Below are 14,227 nucleotides of genomic sequence, written 5' to 3'. Positions count from 1 at the left end.
TCCGGACGGGGTAGAAGTAATAGTACTAACGTTGAAGGCGTGTCGTAGTCGTCCCACGCTGGCTTCGCCTGCCGCCACTGGCCCAGGCCGAGGAACAGCACCAAGTGAACCGCCAAGACAGACAGGAGACTAAGAAAAAAGACCCGTGTTGGGCCCTTGCGCCTTCCTTGCCTAGCCTCCGCCATCCGACTGACTTCCGCCCACAACTGCACAGATAGTCTTGAGCCAAAGCGGCAACTATGGGGCGAAACGGAATTCCCCCACTGCTGATCCTGCCTCCTTTCAGTGGGCCACGGCATCCATCGGCTCCATGGCGGCCTCCTGACCACATCGTCGCAGGAGAGCGGCCAATCACAAGTCAGGCGAGGGCCGCCTCCAGCGGCCGCTCGGTGAGCGGTGTCGGCGGAGTGACCTGGACAGCACTGCGATCGTCTCGCCGTGAGATGTAAGGATGGCTCCGACCTCGGGGGTCGGATGGCTCAACACCGTGTCAAAAACATCCCGTCATTCCCGCCCTTGTGGCGGGAACCCCTCTGTCCGCCGCAAGTGCGGAGGTATGGCGGGCCGGCCCGCCAAGGCGTCTCACGTGTCAGCTGAACCAGGGGTTCCCGCCACAAGGGCGGGAATGACGGTGGAAGGGGCGGTGGGGCCGAGGGGATTGGCGAGGCTCTATCCCCGGCGTTCGCGGCGCCAAGCCCCACGAAATCAATCGCTTGTCGATTTTTCGCGCCCCTGAATGATCGGCGTTCAGAACGCCCGCACAATGGCTCCACCTCGTCGCGAGGAAAGGGCGCATGGCCAGCGACCGTTGCGGCGACGGGGGGCGATCGAGCGGGCGCGCTCGTCGGCGCGGGGGAAGCTCCGCAACTGCGCCATCCCCGAGGTAGTCGACCCTGGAACACAAAAACGACGGTGGATGCAGGCCGAGGAGAGCGACAGGGGAGTCGAAAGGCTCCCGACCGGGACCGGATTTCGCGATCCGGCCCGCCCGTCGGAGGCTTCAAGGGCGTCGGGAGGTCAACACCCTCACGGCGCCACGCTTCCGGATAACGACCGCGCGGAGCGTTCGAGCTTCGTCGAAACGGTACCTACACCCTCACACACCGGGCGTAGCCCGGCGCTCCGCGTCCCTTTCCAGTGACCTTCGCCTCCCCATACCCTTCAGCGGCCGCGCCGCGTGAAGCGGCGGAGCCGTGCCGCAGCGCCCTATTCCGCCGCGACGATCTCGTGGTCGTGGTGATGGGCCTCGACGCGGACCGCGCCGCCCATCGGCCGCAGGTCCAGGTCCTGGAACAGCTGGCTGTCCTCGTCCTGGCCGGGCAGCGGGGTGGTCAGCAGCTTGCCGCCGACGAAGATCGAGTTGGCGCCGGCCATGAAGCACAGGGCCTGCAGTTCGCGGCCCATGCCCTCGCGGCCGGCCGACAGGCGGACCATGGATTTCGGGCAGACGATGCGGGCGACGGCGATGGTGCGGACGAACTCGATGGCGTCGATGGCCTTGCCTTCAGCCAGGACCTTGTCGCCCAGCGGCGTGCCGCTGACGGGCACAAGGCCGTTGATCGGCAGGCTGTCGGGGTGAGCCGGCAGCGTCGCCAGCTGGTGCAGCAGGCCGGCGCGGTCGCGGCGGCTCTCGCCCATGCCGACGATGCCGCCGCAGCAGGTGCTCATGCCGGCGTCGCGGACGTGGGCCAGGGTGTCGAGGCGCTCCTGGTAGGTGCGCGTGGTGACGACGTCCTTGTAGTAGTCCGGGCCGGTGTCGAGGTTGTGGTTGTAGTAGTCGAGACCCGCGTCCTTCAGGGCCTTGGCCTGGTCGGCGGTCAGCATGCCCAGGGTGGCGCAGGTCTCAAGGCCCAGGGCCTTCACCTCGCCGATCATCTCGGTCAGCTTGGGCAGGTCGCGGTCCTTCAGCTCACGCCAGGCCGCGCCCATGCAGAAGCGCTGGGCGCCGCCGTCGCGGGCCGCGCGGGCCTTGGCCACCACGTCGTCGGCGGCCATCAGCTTCTCGGCCTTGAGACCGGTCTTGAAGTGCGCCGACTGGCTGCAATAGCCGCAGTTCTCGGCGCAGCCGCCGGTCTTGACCGACAACAGTTGCGACAACTGCATCTCCGAGGGATCGAAATGCGCGCGGTGGACGGTCGCGGCGTCGAACACCAGTTCCATGAACGGACGCGCGAACAGCGCCTCCACCTCGGCGAGGGTCCAGTCGTGGCGGGCCAGGGGGGAGACGGGGGAAGCGTTGATCTGACTCATGGCGCGAACGTTTGGACCCGCGCCAAACACTTGGCAAGACGTCGACTAGGCGGCATAGCGCTAAGGGAGCCGAAGGGCCGCGCGGGAGTTGGTCAGGGCATGGATCGCGAGATCGAGCTGAAATTCCTGATCCCGCCCGAGGCGGCGCCCGAGACCCTGGCCCAGCTGAAGGGCGATGGCGCGGTGCGACAGCTGGACGCCACCTATTTCGACACGCCCGGTCATGCCTTGCGCAAGGCCGGCTTCGGCCTGCGGGTGCGTGACGGCGAAGGCGGCCGCAAGCAGACCCTGAAATCGGCCTCGGCCGGCGGCGTGTTCTCGCGCGGTGAGTGGGAAGAGCCGATCGCCGGGCCCGAGCCCGACCCTGACGCCCTGGGCCGCACGCCGGCCGCGGCCATGCTGATAGGCCAGACCCTGAGCCCGGTGTTCACGACCCGCGTCCAACGCACGGTGCGGCTGGTCGAGGTCGGCGGCGCGATGATCGAGGCGGCCCTCGACCAGGGCAAGCTGCTGGCCGGCGACCGCCAGGCGGCGGTCTGCGAACTGGAGCTGGAGCTGAAGAGCGGCCCAGCGAGCGCCCTGTTCGACCTGGCGCGCGACATCGCCCGCCACGTCCCGCTGCGGCTGTCGCTGGTCAGCAAGGCCGAGCGCGGCTACGGCCTGGCCGCCGGCGACGCGCCCGTCTCGCCCCGCCGCCAGACCGCGACGCTGGACCGCCACGCCAGCGTCGGCGAGGCGTTGCAGGCCCTGGGTCACGCGGATCTCGCCCATCTGTGCGCGGCGCTGGAATCGCTGCGGGAGCGGCCCGAGCCCGAGGGCGTCCACCAGGCCCGCGTCGCCAGTCGCCGCCTGCGGGCGCTGCTGAAGATCTTCAAGCCCCTGGCCGAAGACGCCGCCGCCCAGCTGCTAGACGAAGGCCTTCACTGGCTGGCGGCCGAGTTCGACGCGGCTCGCGACCTGGACGTCTTCATCGGCGAGGTCTGGCGCGAAGCCGGAAGCGGCGCGGCCTTCGCTGGCCGCGACGACTTCGAACGCGCCCTGAACGCGGCCCGCGCCAACGCCTATCTGCGCATGGAGGCCGCGGCGACCAGCGGCCGGGCGCGCGAGGTTCTGCTGGAGGCGGCGGCTTGGCTCGAGACCGGCGCCTGGACGACGGATACGGATTTGGCGGCCTTGCGCGACAGCCGCGCGGACGCCTTCTCCGCCCGCGTGCTGGATCACCGCCTCAAGCCGGTGAAGGCCCGGGCCAAGCATTTCGACGAGCTCGACGCCCACGACCGCCATCGGCTGCGGCTCAAGGGCAAGACCCTGCGCTACGCGGCCGAGGATCTCAGCCCGCTGTTTCCCGACCATCCCAAGCGGGTCGAGCGGTTCCTGCAGGCCTCGCGGGCGGTGCAGGAGGCGCTGGGCGCGCTCAACGACCGCGGCGTCCGCCAGACCCTGGTCGAGACGGTGACCCAGGGCGACGCGAATCTGGCCCGCGACGTCTCGCGCGTGGTCATGGCCGACGACGAGGACGCCCTCTTGGATGCGGCCCGCGAGGCGCTGAGGGCGCTGCTGGACGCCAAACCCTTCTGGTGAGACCGACAGCCTCACGCCGCTGTCATCGACGCGCGGTATCCGGACGAAACGGGGTCGCGGGGGGCAGGCCGCCGAGCACGAGGGGCCGACGCCATGAACCGCCTGACACTGACCGCCAGCCTGCTGGCCCTGCTGACCGCGACTCCGGTTCTGGCCCAGACCGCCGCTTCGGCCGTCTCGCCCGCCGTCGGCGTCATCGGCGCGACGGTCCCAACCACCCAAGGCGGCGCCAACGCCGTGGCCCTCCTGCGCGACCCGAAGGATCCGGCGCGCAGCGTGATCGCCGCCAGCGCCAAGCTGGGAGGCCTCGAGCTCTACGGCCTGGACGGCCAGCGCATCGCCGCCATCCCGGGCGGCGAGGTCTATGCGGTCGACACCCGCGACGACGGCCAGCGCGCTCTATTGGCCGCGCTGGACCGCCAGGCCGGCCGCCTGCGCCTGTTCGGCCGCGACTACCTCAGCGGCGAGACCACGACGATCGACGCGCGTCCGCTGCTGCTCGGCTATTCCGGCGAAGGGATCTGCCTGCACCGCAGCGCCCGCGACGGCGCGCTCTACGCCTTCGCCATGGGCCGCGAGGGTCAGCTGGACCAGTGGCTGCTCTATCCGACCGCCGACGGCAAGATCGACGGTCGCGTCGTCCGCACGCTGCGCCTGTCGTCCGAAGCCAAATACTGCGTCGCCGATGACGCCAGCGGCGCGCTCTATGTCGCCCAAAAGGCCGTCGGCATCTGGCGCTACGACGCCGATCCGGAGGCTGATCCGGTTCCGACCATCGTCGACATCAACCGCCTGGGCCATATCGCCGGCGAGGTCGGCGGCCTGGCGGTGATCAACGGCGGCAAGGGCGCTGACTATCTGGTCGCGGCCAATGCCGACGCTGGCGACTACAACATCTACGACAGAAGCGCGGGGGACCGCTTCGTCGGCGCGTTCAGGGTCCAGGCGAACGGCGCGGCGGCGATCGCGGCCCCCTCGGGCCTGTCCGGCGTCCGCGCCCCGGTCGGCCGGGGCCTACCCGGCGGCGCCCTGCTGATCGCCGACGATCGCAAGGCCGGCGCCAACAGCAAGATCATCTCGTGGCGGGACATCGTCTCGGCGCTGAACCTCTCGCCGGGCCAGGACGCGCCGACGGCCGCGCCCAGCAAGGTCGCCCTCGTCTATCCGAGCATGGAGACCGAGCCGGTCGGTCACGACGGCGACGCCGCCGACGATCCGGCCATCTGGGTGCATCCGACCGATCCGGCCAAGAGCGCGATCATCGCCACCGACAAGAAGGGCGGCCTGCTGGTCTACGACCTGTCCGGCAAGCGCCTGCAATATCTGGCCGACGGCAAGATGAACAATGTCGACCTGCGGGGCGGCTTCAAGTTGGGCGGCAAGATCGTGACCCTGGTCGCGGCCAGCGACCGGACCCACAAGGCCATCGCGCTCTACACCCTCGATCCGGAGACCCGCCAGCTGACCAACGTCGCCGACGGCGTCCAGGCCACCGGCCTCTCGGACCCATACGGCCTGTGCATGTATCGCGACCGAAAAGGCGGAACCTTCGTGTTCATCAGCGATCCCGACGGCCTGGTGCGCCAGTGGAAGCTGACGGCCACGCCCGCCGGCAAGGTCGCCGCCCAGGCCGTGCGCGACCTCCGGTTCGACACCCAGACCGAAGGCTGCGTGGCCGACGACGAGACCGGCGCGCTCTATGTCGCCGAGGAGGACGTGGCGCTCTGGAGGCTCGGCGCCGACGCCAAGGCAGGCCAGGCCAGGAAGGCCGTGGTGAAGATCGCCGACAACCCGGCCCTGAAGGATGACCTCGAAGGCGTCGGCCTCTACGCCCAGGCCGGCGGCAAGGGTTACCTGGTCGTTTCCAGCCAGGGCAACAACAGCTACGCCGTGTTCCGTCGCGAGGGCGGCAACGCCTATGTCGGCAGCTTCGCCGTCACCGCCAATGGCGACAACGGCGTCGACGGCATCTCGGAGACCGACGGCCTGGACGTCACCAGCGCCTCGTTGGGCGCGGGCCTGGAGGCCGGGGCCTTCGTCGCCCAGGACGGCCGTAATATCTCGCCGCCCGAACACCAGAACTTCAAGCTCGCGCCCTGGTCGGCCATCGCCGCGAAGCTGAAGCTCTAAGCCGGATTGCGACTAGAGCATTTTCGGACGAAGTGGACACCGGTTCGTCGTCGGAAAATGCGTTAAAACAAAGGGCTAGAGCATTGCACCGATCCAGTCCGATCGGAAAATGCTCTAGGACCGAGCCGACCAGGGCTTGACCATCCAGGCCAGGAGAGTGAAGGCGCAGACATAGAGGCCAAAGGTCGCCGAGGCGGGCATGGGAGTCTTCAGTGTGCGGAACACGGCGTCCAGCACGGCCGTCGGCAGGATCGCCGTAGCGAGGCAAGAAGCCCAGGCGATCGGCTCGGCCGCCCAAACCGGCGGGTCGCGTTCACCCACTTCCTCGCGCGGATCCATCCCGGTCTCCTGGGCTTCGATCGCGGCTCGTCGCCGCGCCCGTCAGTTAAGCCGCTGAGTGACCGCCTCGGAATCGGGGTCTTCTGGCTCCCCCGTCAGAAAAACTGCACGACACCCGACGCGGTCCGTACCCATCCGGCGTAGGCCGCGGGGTAGCTATCCGTTGAGCGTCGCATCGAGATTGCGACCTAAAGAGGATGGAGGTGGCCGTCAGTCTCGATGAGCTTGAGGGCCTGGGCGAGTGATTTGCCGCGATGCAGGAGAAACCAGGCTCCGGTGTGGCGATGCCATTGGATATTGAACCGGTCGGCGGCGATCCAATCCAAGCGAACAAAAGGGGCGTCAAACTCTTCGCCTAGGTTGTCGGTAAACCCTGATCGGTAGCGTTGGAGGAAGCGATAACGATGGGCCTGCCACTTGCCCTGGATGTCGACGGGATAGTTGAACTCGGTGGGCTGCACCGCTGGAAGGAAGCGTGGCTTGAGCACCCCATCGATGAAGGCCTGGCAGGCGGCTTCGGCTTCGGCTTCGGCGGGCGGGATATTGCCGATGGGCTCGAGGAGCCTGCGATTGTTGAACCAGTCGACCCATTGGCTTCGCCGAACTGCGTTTCAAGCGTGGCGTACTCGACGGCCTCGTAGGAGCGCCAAGGGCCGCGCCGATGGATGACCTCGGCTTTGTAGAGACCGTTGATGGTCTCGGCCAAGGCGTTGTCATAGCTGTCGCCGACGCTGCCAACCGAAGGCTCAATGCCAGCCTCGGCTAATCGCTCCGTGTACTTGATACTGACGTATTGCGAGCCGCGGTCCGAATGGTGCACGAGGCCGCCGCGATGTTGCGGGCGGCGTTCGTGCAGGGCCTGGTCCAGCGCATCGAGGACGAAGCTGGCGTGGGCGGTGCGGCTGACGCGCCAGCCCACGATCCGCCGGGCATAGGCGTCGATGACGAAGGCCACATAGACAAACCCCGCCCAGGTGGCGACGTAGGTGAAGTCCGACAGCCACAGTCGGTCGGGCGCCGGGGCGTGGAACTGGCGGTTCACGTGGTCGAGCGGACAGGGCGAGGCCTTGTCGCTGATCGTGGTGCGCACCGGCTTTCCGCGGATCACCCCTTGAAGGCCAAGCTCACCCATCAGGCGCGCCACCGTGCACCGGGCGACCTCGAAACCCTCCCGGCGCATCTGCCGCCAGACCTTGCGCACGCCATAGACGGCGAAGTTCTCGGCGAAGACGCGGGCGATCTCGGGCTTCAGCGCCTGGTCCCGCCGCGCCCTGGCCGACAGCCGCGCCGGATCGCGCCGTTGGGCCAGTCGCTCGCGGTAGGTGGACGGGGCGATCGGCAGCACCTTGCAGATCGGCTCGACCCCGTAAGCCCCTCGGTGATCGTCGATGAAGGCGATCATTTCTTGAACGGGCGGTCGAGCTCCGCCTGGGCGAAATAAGCCGACGCCTTGCGCAGAATCTCGTTGGCCTGGCGCAGCTCCCGGTTCTCCCGCTCCAGCGCCTTCATCTTCTCGGCCACGTCGCTGGGCACGCCTGCCCGCTTGCCCGCGTCGACCTCGGTCTTCTTGACCTACTCGTTCAGTGTCTGGGCCGTGCAGCCAATCTTGTCGGCGATCGACACCATCGCCGCCCAGCGAGACGGATGCTCGCCCTCGTGGTCTAGCACCATCCGCACCGCTCGTTCGCGAATCTCAGGTGAAAACTTGTTCGTCGTCTTGTTGCTCATCATGGACCCTATCTCTCAGGAGTTAGGGCCTCCGGCAAACCCGGGGCGGTTCAGATCGTCATGGAGCTAAGCTCGCCCCAGATCAGGGCGCGCACCATCCGAGGAACCACGCACCGGCGCTAGGTGGGGTTGGGGCTCCGCTTACGCAGCATCGTGGCTAGGCTACCCGTCAGCAAGGCGGCTCACGGCGGAGGGGTACCGGGGTTCTGGAGATGGGAAGCGTTATTCCCAAGCCCACCAATCAGCGAGCGTTGCGTTTATGCCACCGGTGATTGCACGTCTAGGTACAAAAAAGCCCTATCCGCGCGCGGACAGGGTGTGTGGTGTTACGGTATAGGCCTTGGGTGCGGGGACAGGATTTGAACCTGTGACCTTCAGGTTATGAGCCTGACGAGCTACCGGGCTGCTCCACCCCGCGTCAGGGTGTTTCGAGATTGTGATGCAGGGTTTTGGACTTGGGGTTTGATATCCTTTTGGCGGACCTGGCGGCGACCTACTCTCCCGCGCCTTGAGACGAAGTACCATTGGCCCAGGGGGACTTAACGACCGAGTTCGGAATGGGATCGGGTGGGGAACCCCCGGCAAAGCCACCAGGTCAGCGAAAAGGATATCACTCATCCCTCAGGGATCACGCCCGTTGGGATGAGGATTGTGAAGAAGACATCAGTGTCTGAAGTAGAGCCATGCGATTGCATGGGTTTGACTGAAGAACGATCAAGCCTATCGAGCTATTAGTACCGGTAAGCTCCATGCGTCGCCGCACTTCCACACCCGGCCTATCAACGTGGTGGTCTTCCACGGCTCTCAGCGAGACCTTGTTTTGAGGTTAGTTTCCCGCTTAGATGCTTTCAGCGGTTATCTATTCCACACTTAGCTACCCTGCTGCACAGCTGGCGCCATGACAGGTCCACCAGAGGTGTGTCCATCCCGGTCCTCTCGTACTAGGGACAGATCCTCTCAAGTCTCGTACACCCACGGCAGATAGGGACCAAACTGTCTCACGACGTTCTGAACCCAGCTCACGTACCACTTTAATCGGCGAACAGCCGAACCCTTGGGACCTGCTCCAGCCCCAGGATGTGATGAGCCGACATCGAGGTGCCAAACTTTGCCGTCGATATGGACTCTTGGGCAAAATCAGCCTGTTATCCCTAGAGTACCTTTTATTCGTTGAGCGATGGCCCTTCCACGCAGGACCACCGGATCACTATGGCCGACTTTCGTCTCTGCTCGACTTGTCAGTCTCGCAGTCAGGCGGGCTTATGCCATTGCACTCGACGACCGATTTCCGACCGGTCTGAGCCCACCATCGCGCGCCTCCGTTACACTTTGGGAGGCGACCGCCCCAGTCAAACTGCCCGCCACGCCATGTCCCGGACCCGGATAACGGGCCGCGGTTAGACGTCAACAACAATAAGGGTGGTATTTCAAGGATGGCTCCACCGAGACTGGCGCCCCGGTTTCATAGCCTCCCACCTATCCTACACATGTTGTTGCTAACGCCAAGGCGAAGCTGCAGTAAAGGTTCATAGGGTCTTTCCGTCTGACCGCGGGAACCCCGCATCTTCACGGGGAATTCAATTTCGCTGAGCCTGTGCTGGAGACAGTGGGGAAGTCGTTACGCCATTCGTGCAGGTCGGAACTTACCCGACAAGGAATTTCGCTACCTTAGGACCGTTATAGTTACGGCCGCCGTTTACCTGGGCTTCAATTCAGAGCTTGCACCCCTCCTTTTAACCTTCAGGCACCGGGCAGGCGTCAGACCCTATACGTCGCCTTGCGGCTTCGCAGAGCCCTGTGTTTTTGATAAACAGTCGCTACCCCCTGGCTTGTGCCACTCTCATCTGGTTGCCCAAAAGAGAGTCACGCTTATCCCGAAGTTACGCGTGCAATTTGCCGAGTTCCTTCAGCACAGTTCTCTCAAGCGCCTTGGTATACTCTACCTGCCCACCTGTGTCGGTTTCGGGTACGGTCTCCGTTGGAGTTATTTCCAGGGACCTGTTCACTGCCGGGAGCAATCCAATAAGCCCCGACAATTTACCAGATCCGTCACTTCCAACTGGTTCAGGAATATTCACCTGATTCCCATCGACTACGCCTTTCGGCCTCGCCTTAGGGGCCGACTAACCCTGCGCAGATTAGCTTTACGCAGGAACCCTTGGGCTTTCGGCGAGAGGGTCTCTCACCCTCTTTATCGCTACTCATGTCAGCATTCTCACTTCCGATACCTCCAGCAAGGCTCACGCCTCACCTTCATCGGCTTACGGAACGCTCCGCTACCGCGTGCACAGAGTGCACACCCATACCTTCGGCGACTGGCTTAAGCCCCGTTACATTTTCCGCGCAGGTTCGCTTGACCAGTGAGCTGTTACGCTTTCTTTAAATGATGGCTGCTTCTAAGCCAACATCCTGGTTGTCAAAGCAAACCCACATCGTTTCCCACTTAGCCAGTACTTGGGGGCCTTAGATGATGGTTAGGGTTGTTTCCCTTTTCACGACGGACGTTAGCACCCGCCGTGTGTCTCCCGGATAGTTCTCTTGGGTATTCGGAGTTTGATTAGAATTGGTACAGCTCGCGCCGCCCGCATCCATTCAGTGCTCTACCCCCCAAGGAATACGTCCGAGGCACTACCTAAATAGTTTTCGCGGAGAACCAGCTATGTCCAGGTTTGATTGGCCTTTCACCCCTATCCACAAGTCATCCGAGAATTTTTCAACATTCACCGGTTCGGACCTCCAGTAAGTGTTACCTTACCTTCATCCTGCTCATGGATAGATCACCTGGTTTCGGGTCGTCATGCGACGTACTTATTCGCCCTATTCAGACTCGCTTTCGCTGCGCCTACACCTAACGGCTTAAGCTTGCACGGCACATGAAGTCGCTGACCCATTATACAAAAGGTACGCCGTCACCACGCTCGGTGGCTCCGACTGCTTGTAGGCTTCCGATTTCAGGATCTGTTTCACTCCCCTTGTCGGGGTGCTTTTCACCTTTCCCTCACGGTACTTGTTCGCTATCGGTCATTGAGGAGTACTTAGGCTTGGAGGGTGGTCCCCCCATGTTCAGACAGGATTTCACGTGTCCCGCCCTACTCGAGTCTGTCGCTATTTGACGCTTACGGGGCTATCACCCACTATGGCTGTGCTTCCCAGCACATTCAGCTTTATGTCACGACAGCACTGGCCTGGTCCCGGTTCGCTCGCCACTACTACGGGAGTCTCGGTTGATGTCCTTTCCTCCGGGTACTGAGATGTTTCAGTTCCCCGGGTTTGCTTAATGGAGCCTATGTATTCAGCCCATTATACCTCTTCTGATCAACCAATCCTGGCCCTGCCCGAAGGCAAGACTAAGTTGGGTGACCATAAAGGTGGGTTTCCCCATTCGGAGATAGCCGGATCAAAGGGTGCTCGCGCCTCCCCGGCTCTTATCGCAGCGTGCCACGTCCTTCATCGCCTCTCAATGCCAAGGCATCCGTCAGAAGCCCTTATGCGCTTGATCGTTCTCAGCAAAACCCATGCCTCTTGAGACCTAGCCGCATCGCGCGGGAAGGCCTCGAGCATGAGCTCTACCTTTAGTCAGACAATGATGTCTTCTTAAGTCCATCCTTAAACCAGGTCCGTATCCCAGGGGTGAGCTACGGTTGGCGGAGGAACCCTGCCTTCACAATGTCATTTCGCAACTGGCTCAAGAGCCAGCGCAAACTTGATCATCCTCGATCGCGATTTTCCCAACCCTACCAGCTAGCCTCGCTCAAGCAGCGAAGCGGTAGCGAGGATTGCGAGGAAAAATGGTGGAGCCAGACGGATTCGAACCGACGACATCCTGCTTGCAAAGCAGGCGCTCTACCAACTGAGCTATGGCCCCTCACACTCGGTGTGAGTTGCTTGCCCAGCGGGGAACTGGTCGGTTGCGGATCCGTAGGATGGAAGAGTGGTAGGCCCGATAAGACTTGAACTTATGACCTCACGCTTATCAAGCGTGCGCTCTAACCAACTGAGCTACGGGCCCATAGGCCGCTCAGATCAGATCAGACAACAGTCTGACCCGCTCCAGGGCTCGCGATCGTGTCCTGAACCTCGACGGTCCAGAACAAGTGGAAAGAGAAACGAAGACGGCGGCGATCCGCTCATTTGTGTGCGTCTAGCGCACTAATTGGAGCTTCAATAGCCTCGTGAGAGGCTGGAGAAGCATCCTTAGAAAGGAGGTGATCCAGCCGCAGGTTCCCCTACGGCTACCTTGTTACGACTTCACCCCAGTCGCTGACCCTACCGTGGTCGCCTGCCTCTCTTGCGAGTTAGCGCAGCGCCTTCGGGTAAAGCCAACTCCCATGGTGTGACGGGCGGTGTGTACAAGGCCCGGGAACGTATTCACCGCGGCATGCTGATCCGCGATTACTAGCGATTCCAACTTCATGCTCTCGAGTTGCAGAGAACAATCCGAACTGAGACGACTTTTAGGGATTGGCTCCCCCTCGCGGGATTGCAGCCCTCTGTAGTCGCCATTGTAGCACGTGTGTAGCCCACCTTGTAAGGGCCATGAGGACTTGACGTCATCCCCGCCTTCCTCCGGATTAACTCCGGCAGTACGATTAGAGTGCCCAGCCAAACCTGATGGCAACTAATCGCGAGGGTTGCGCTCGTTGCGGGACTTAACCCAACATCTCACGACACGAGCTGACGACAGCCATGCAGCACCTGTGTCCCAGTCCCCGAAGGGAAAGCCAGATCTCTCTGGTGGTCCGGGCATGTCAAAAGGTGGTAAGGTTCTGCGCGTTGCTTCGAATTAAACCACATGCTCCACCGCTTGTGCGGGCCCCCGTCAATTCCTTTGAGTTTTAATCTTGCGACCGTACTCCCCAGGCGGAGTGCTTAATGCGTTAGCTGCGTCACCGACATGCATGCATGCCGACAACTAGCACTCATCGTTTACGGCGTGGACTACCAGGGTATCTAATCCTGTTTGCTCCCCACGCTTTCGAGCCTCAGCGTCAGTAACGGACCAGTATGTCGCCTTCGCCACTGGTGTTCTTCCGAATATCTACGAATTTCACCTCTACACTCGGAGTTCCACATACCTCTTCCGTACTCAAGACTGCCAGTATCAAAGGCAATTCCAAGGTTGAGCCCTGGGCTTTCACCTCTGACTAAACAGTCCGCCTACGCTCCCTTTACGCCCAGTAATTCCGAGCAACGCTAGCCCCCTTCGTATTACCGCGGCTGCTGGCACGAAGTTAGCCGGGGCTTCTTCTCCGGGTACCGTCATTATCGTCCCCGGTGAAAGAATTTTACAATCCTAAGACCTTCATCATTCACGCGGCATGGCTGCGTCAGGCTTTCGCCCATTGCGCAAGATTCCCCACTGCTGCCTCCCGTAGGAGTTTGGGCCGTGTCTCAGTCCCAATGTGGCTGATCATCCTCTCAGACCAGCTAAGGATCGTAGCCTTGGTGGGCCTTTACCCCACCAACTAGCTAATCCTACGCGGGCCGCTCTAATGGCGATAAATCTTTCCCCCGAAGGGCTTATCCGGTATTAGCTCAAGTTTCCCTGAGTTGTTCCGAACCAAAAGGCACGTTCCCACGTGTTACTCACCCGTCCGCCACTAATCCCGAAGGATCCGTTCGACTTGCATGTGTTAGGCCTGCCGCCAGCGTTCGCTCTGAGCCAGGATCAAACTCTCAGGTTGAGTTGACATTGACATCAGACTTCCAGTCCCGGGGGAAAACCCAGAACCAGGTATCTGGTTTGCATAGTATCTTGACGAGTTCCCAATCACATCGATGAAATGAAAACCGAAGTTTCCAGTCCATGATATTCATGGTGTCTTCAAGAGACCGCATTTGTCAGCGTCGAAGGTAGACCTAAAGTCTACCGCCAGAGCGCCGCCGCCTGCGTTTCTCTTTCCAAATCAACAATGTCAAAGACCCGAACCGCCGGAGCGACCCCACCGTTTAGCGCCCGGTGTCGGCGGAGGCGGCTATCTAGCGAACCTCGAATTCCGTGTCAAATCGTTTTTTTCAAAACTTTCCGACCTCACCGCCAACCAACCCGGAGGTCTTCGGCAGAGCCGGCAGCTTCTAAAGAAACCACCGAAACCAGTCAAGCACTTATTTCAAAAGAAACAAAAACTAGACCAGTCCGAAATACTCAAAAGCCCCGAAGAACTCCTTAGCATTTCTCGGAGGGCGGCTTCTAACGAAG

5 protein-coding genes, 3 tRNA genes, 3 rRNA genes, 2 pseudogenes and 1 other annotated feature are annotated in these 14,227 nt (G+C 62.5%); of the genes and pseudogenes, 3 read left to right on the top strand and 10 right to left on the bottom strand.

Annotation, left to right across the window (positions count from 1 at the left end; genetic code table 11):
• Positions 1-763: 763 nt before the first annotated feature.
• Positions 764-837 (top strand): annotated as a pseudogene (locus tag ACW175_RS00065) (hypothetical protein); the annotation flags it as partial.
• A 369-nt stretch (positions 838-1,206) separates the two neighbouring features.
• Here the strand turns inward: ACW175_RS00065 and bioB are convergent.
• Complete coding sequence (gene bioB / locus ACW175_RS00060; RefSeq protein ID WP_492102659.1) at positions 1,207-2,250, bottom strand: biotin synthase BioB; 1,044 nt, start codon at positions 2,248-2,250, stop codon at positions 1,207-1,209.
• A 99-nt stretch (positions 2,251-2,349) separates the two neighbouring features.
• Between bioB and ACW175_RS00055 the strand changes: the two genes are divergently transcribed.
• Together ACW175_RS00055 and ACW175_RS00050 are read left to right on the top strand one after the other, a co-directional pair.
• The gene (locus ACW175_RS00055) at positions 2,350-3,831 is read left to right on the top strand and encodes a CYTH and CHAD domain-containing protein (RefSeq protein ID WP_492102658.1); all 1,482 of its coding nucleotides are present in this window, start codon (positions 2,350-2,352) and stop codon (positions 3,829-3,831) included.
• A gap of 93 nt (positions 3,832-3,924) precedes the next feature.
• A complete protein-coding gene (locus ACW175_RS00050; protein WP_492102657.1) occupies positions 3,925-5,961 on the top strand; it encodes a phytase in 2,037 nt (678 codons plus the stop codon).
• Positions 5,962-6,075: 114 nt separating this feature from the next.
• Here the strand turns inward: ACW175_RS00050 and ACW175_RS00045 are convergent, their stop codons facing one another.
• The 9 genes and pseudogenes from ACW175_RS00045 to ACW175_RS00005 form a co-directional block, all read right to left on the bottom strand.
• A complete protein-coding gene (locus ACW175_RS00045) occupies positions 6,076-6,300 on the bottom strand; it encodes a hypothetical protein (RefSeq protein ID WP_492102656.1) in 225 nt (74 codons plus the stop codon).
• Positions 6,301-6,488: 188 nt separating this feature from the next.
• A complete protein-coding gene (locus ACW175_RS00040) occupies positions 6,489-6,788 on the bottom strand; it encodes a DUF3024 domain-containing protein (protein WP_492104863.1) in 300 nt (99 codons plus the stop codon).
• Positions 6,789-6,818: 30 nt separating this feature from the next.
• Positions 6,819-8,028: pseudogene (locus tag ACW175_RS00035) on the bottom strand (IS3 family transposase); the annotation flags it as partial.
• Positions 7,628-7,744: a sequence feature (AL1L pseudoknot), on the bottom strand. It overlaps the preceding pseudogene by 117 nt.
• 341 nt (positions 8,029-8,369) lie before the next feature.
• A tRNA-Met gene (locus ACW175_RS00030) sits at positions 8,370-8,446 on the bottom strand.
• A gap of 62 nt (positions 8,447-8,508) precedes the next feature.
• Positions 8,509-8,623: ribosomal RNA gene (rrf, locus tag ACW175_RS00025) — 5S ribosomal RNA — on the bottom strand.
• A 115-nt stretch (positions 8,624-8,738) separates the two neighbouring features.
• Positions 8,739-11,527 (bottom strand): 23S ribosomal RNA (locus tag ACW175_RS00020).
• Between the two features lie 290 nt (positions 11,528-11,817).
• Positions 11,818-11,893, bottom strand: a tRNA-Ala gene (locus ACW175_RS00015).
• Between the two features lie 67 nt (positions 11,894-11,960).
• Positions 11,961-12,037 (bottom strand) — tRNA-Ile (locus ACW175_RS00010).
• 189 nt (positions 12,038-12,226) lie between these two features.
• A 16S ribosomal RNA gene (locus ACW175_RS00005) occupies positions 12,227-13,712 on the bottom strand.
• The 16S, 23S and 5S rRNA genes sit together here with 3 tRNA genes alongside, the layout of an rRNA operon.
• Between the last annotated feature and the right edge of the window lie 515 nt (positions 13,713-14,227).

The organism is Caulobacter sp. FV1ye6ST, assembly GCF_058681225.1.
Note: the sequence above shows the minus strand (reverse complement) of the source record. Positions and strands in the feature narration are given on the sequence as shown.

Coding starts and splice junctions, on each gene's coding strand:
- bioB (WP_492102659.1), bottom strand. CDS start 2,250: ATGAGTCAGATCAACGCTTCCCCCGTCTCCCCCCTGGCCCGCCACGAC.
- ACW175_RS00055 (WP_492102658.1), top strand. CDS start 2,350: ATGGATCGCGAGATCGAGCTGAAATTCCTGATCCCGCCCGAGGCGGCG.
- ACW175_RS00050 (WP_492102657.1), top strand. CDS start 3,925: ATGAACCGCCTGACACTGACCGCCAGCCTGCTGGCCCTGCTGACCGCG.
- ACW175_RS00045 (WP_492102656.1), bottom strand. CDS start 6,300: ATGGATCCGCGCGAGGAAGTGGGTGAACGCGACCCGCCGGTTTGGGCG.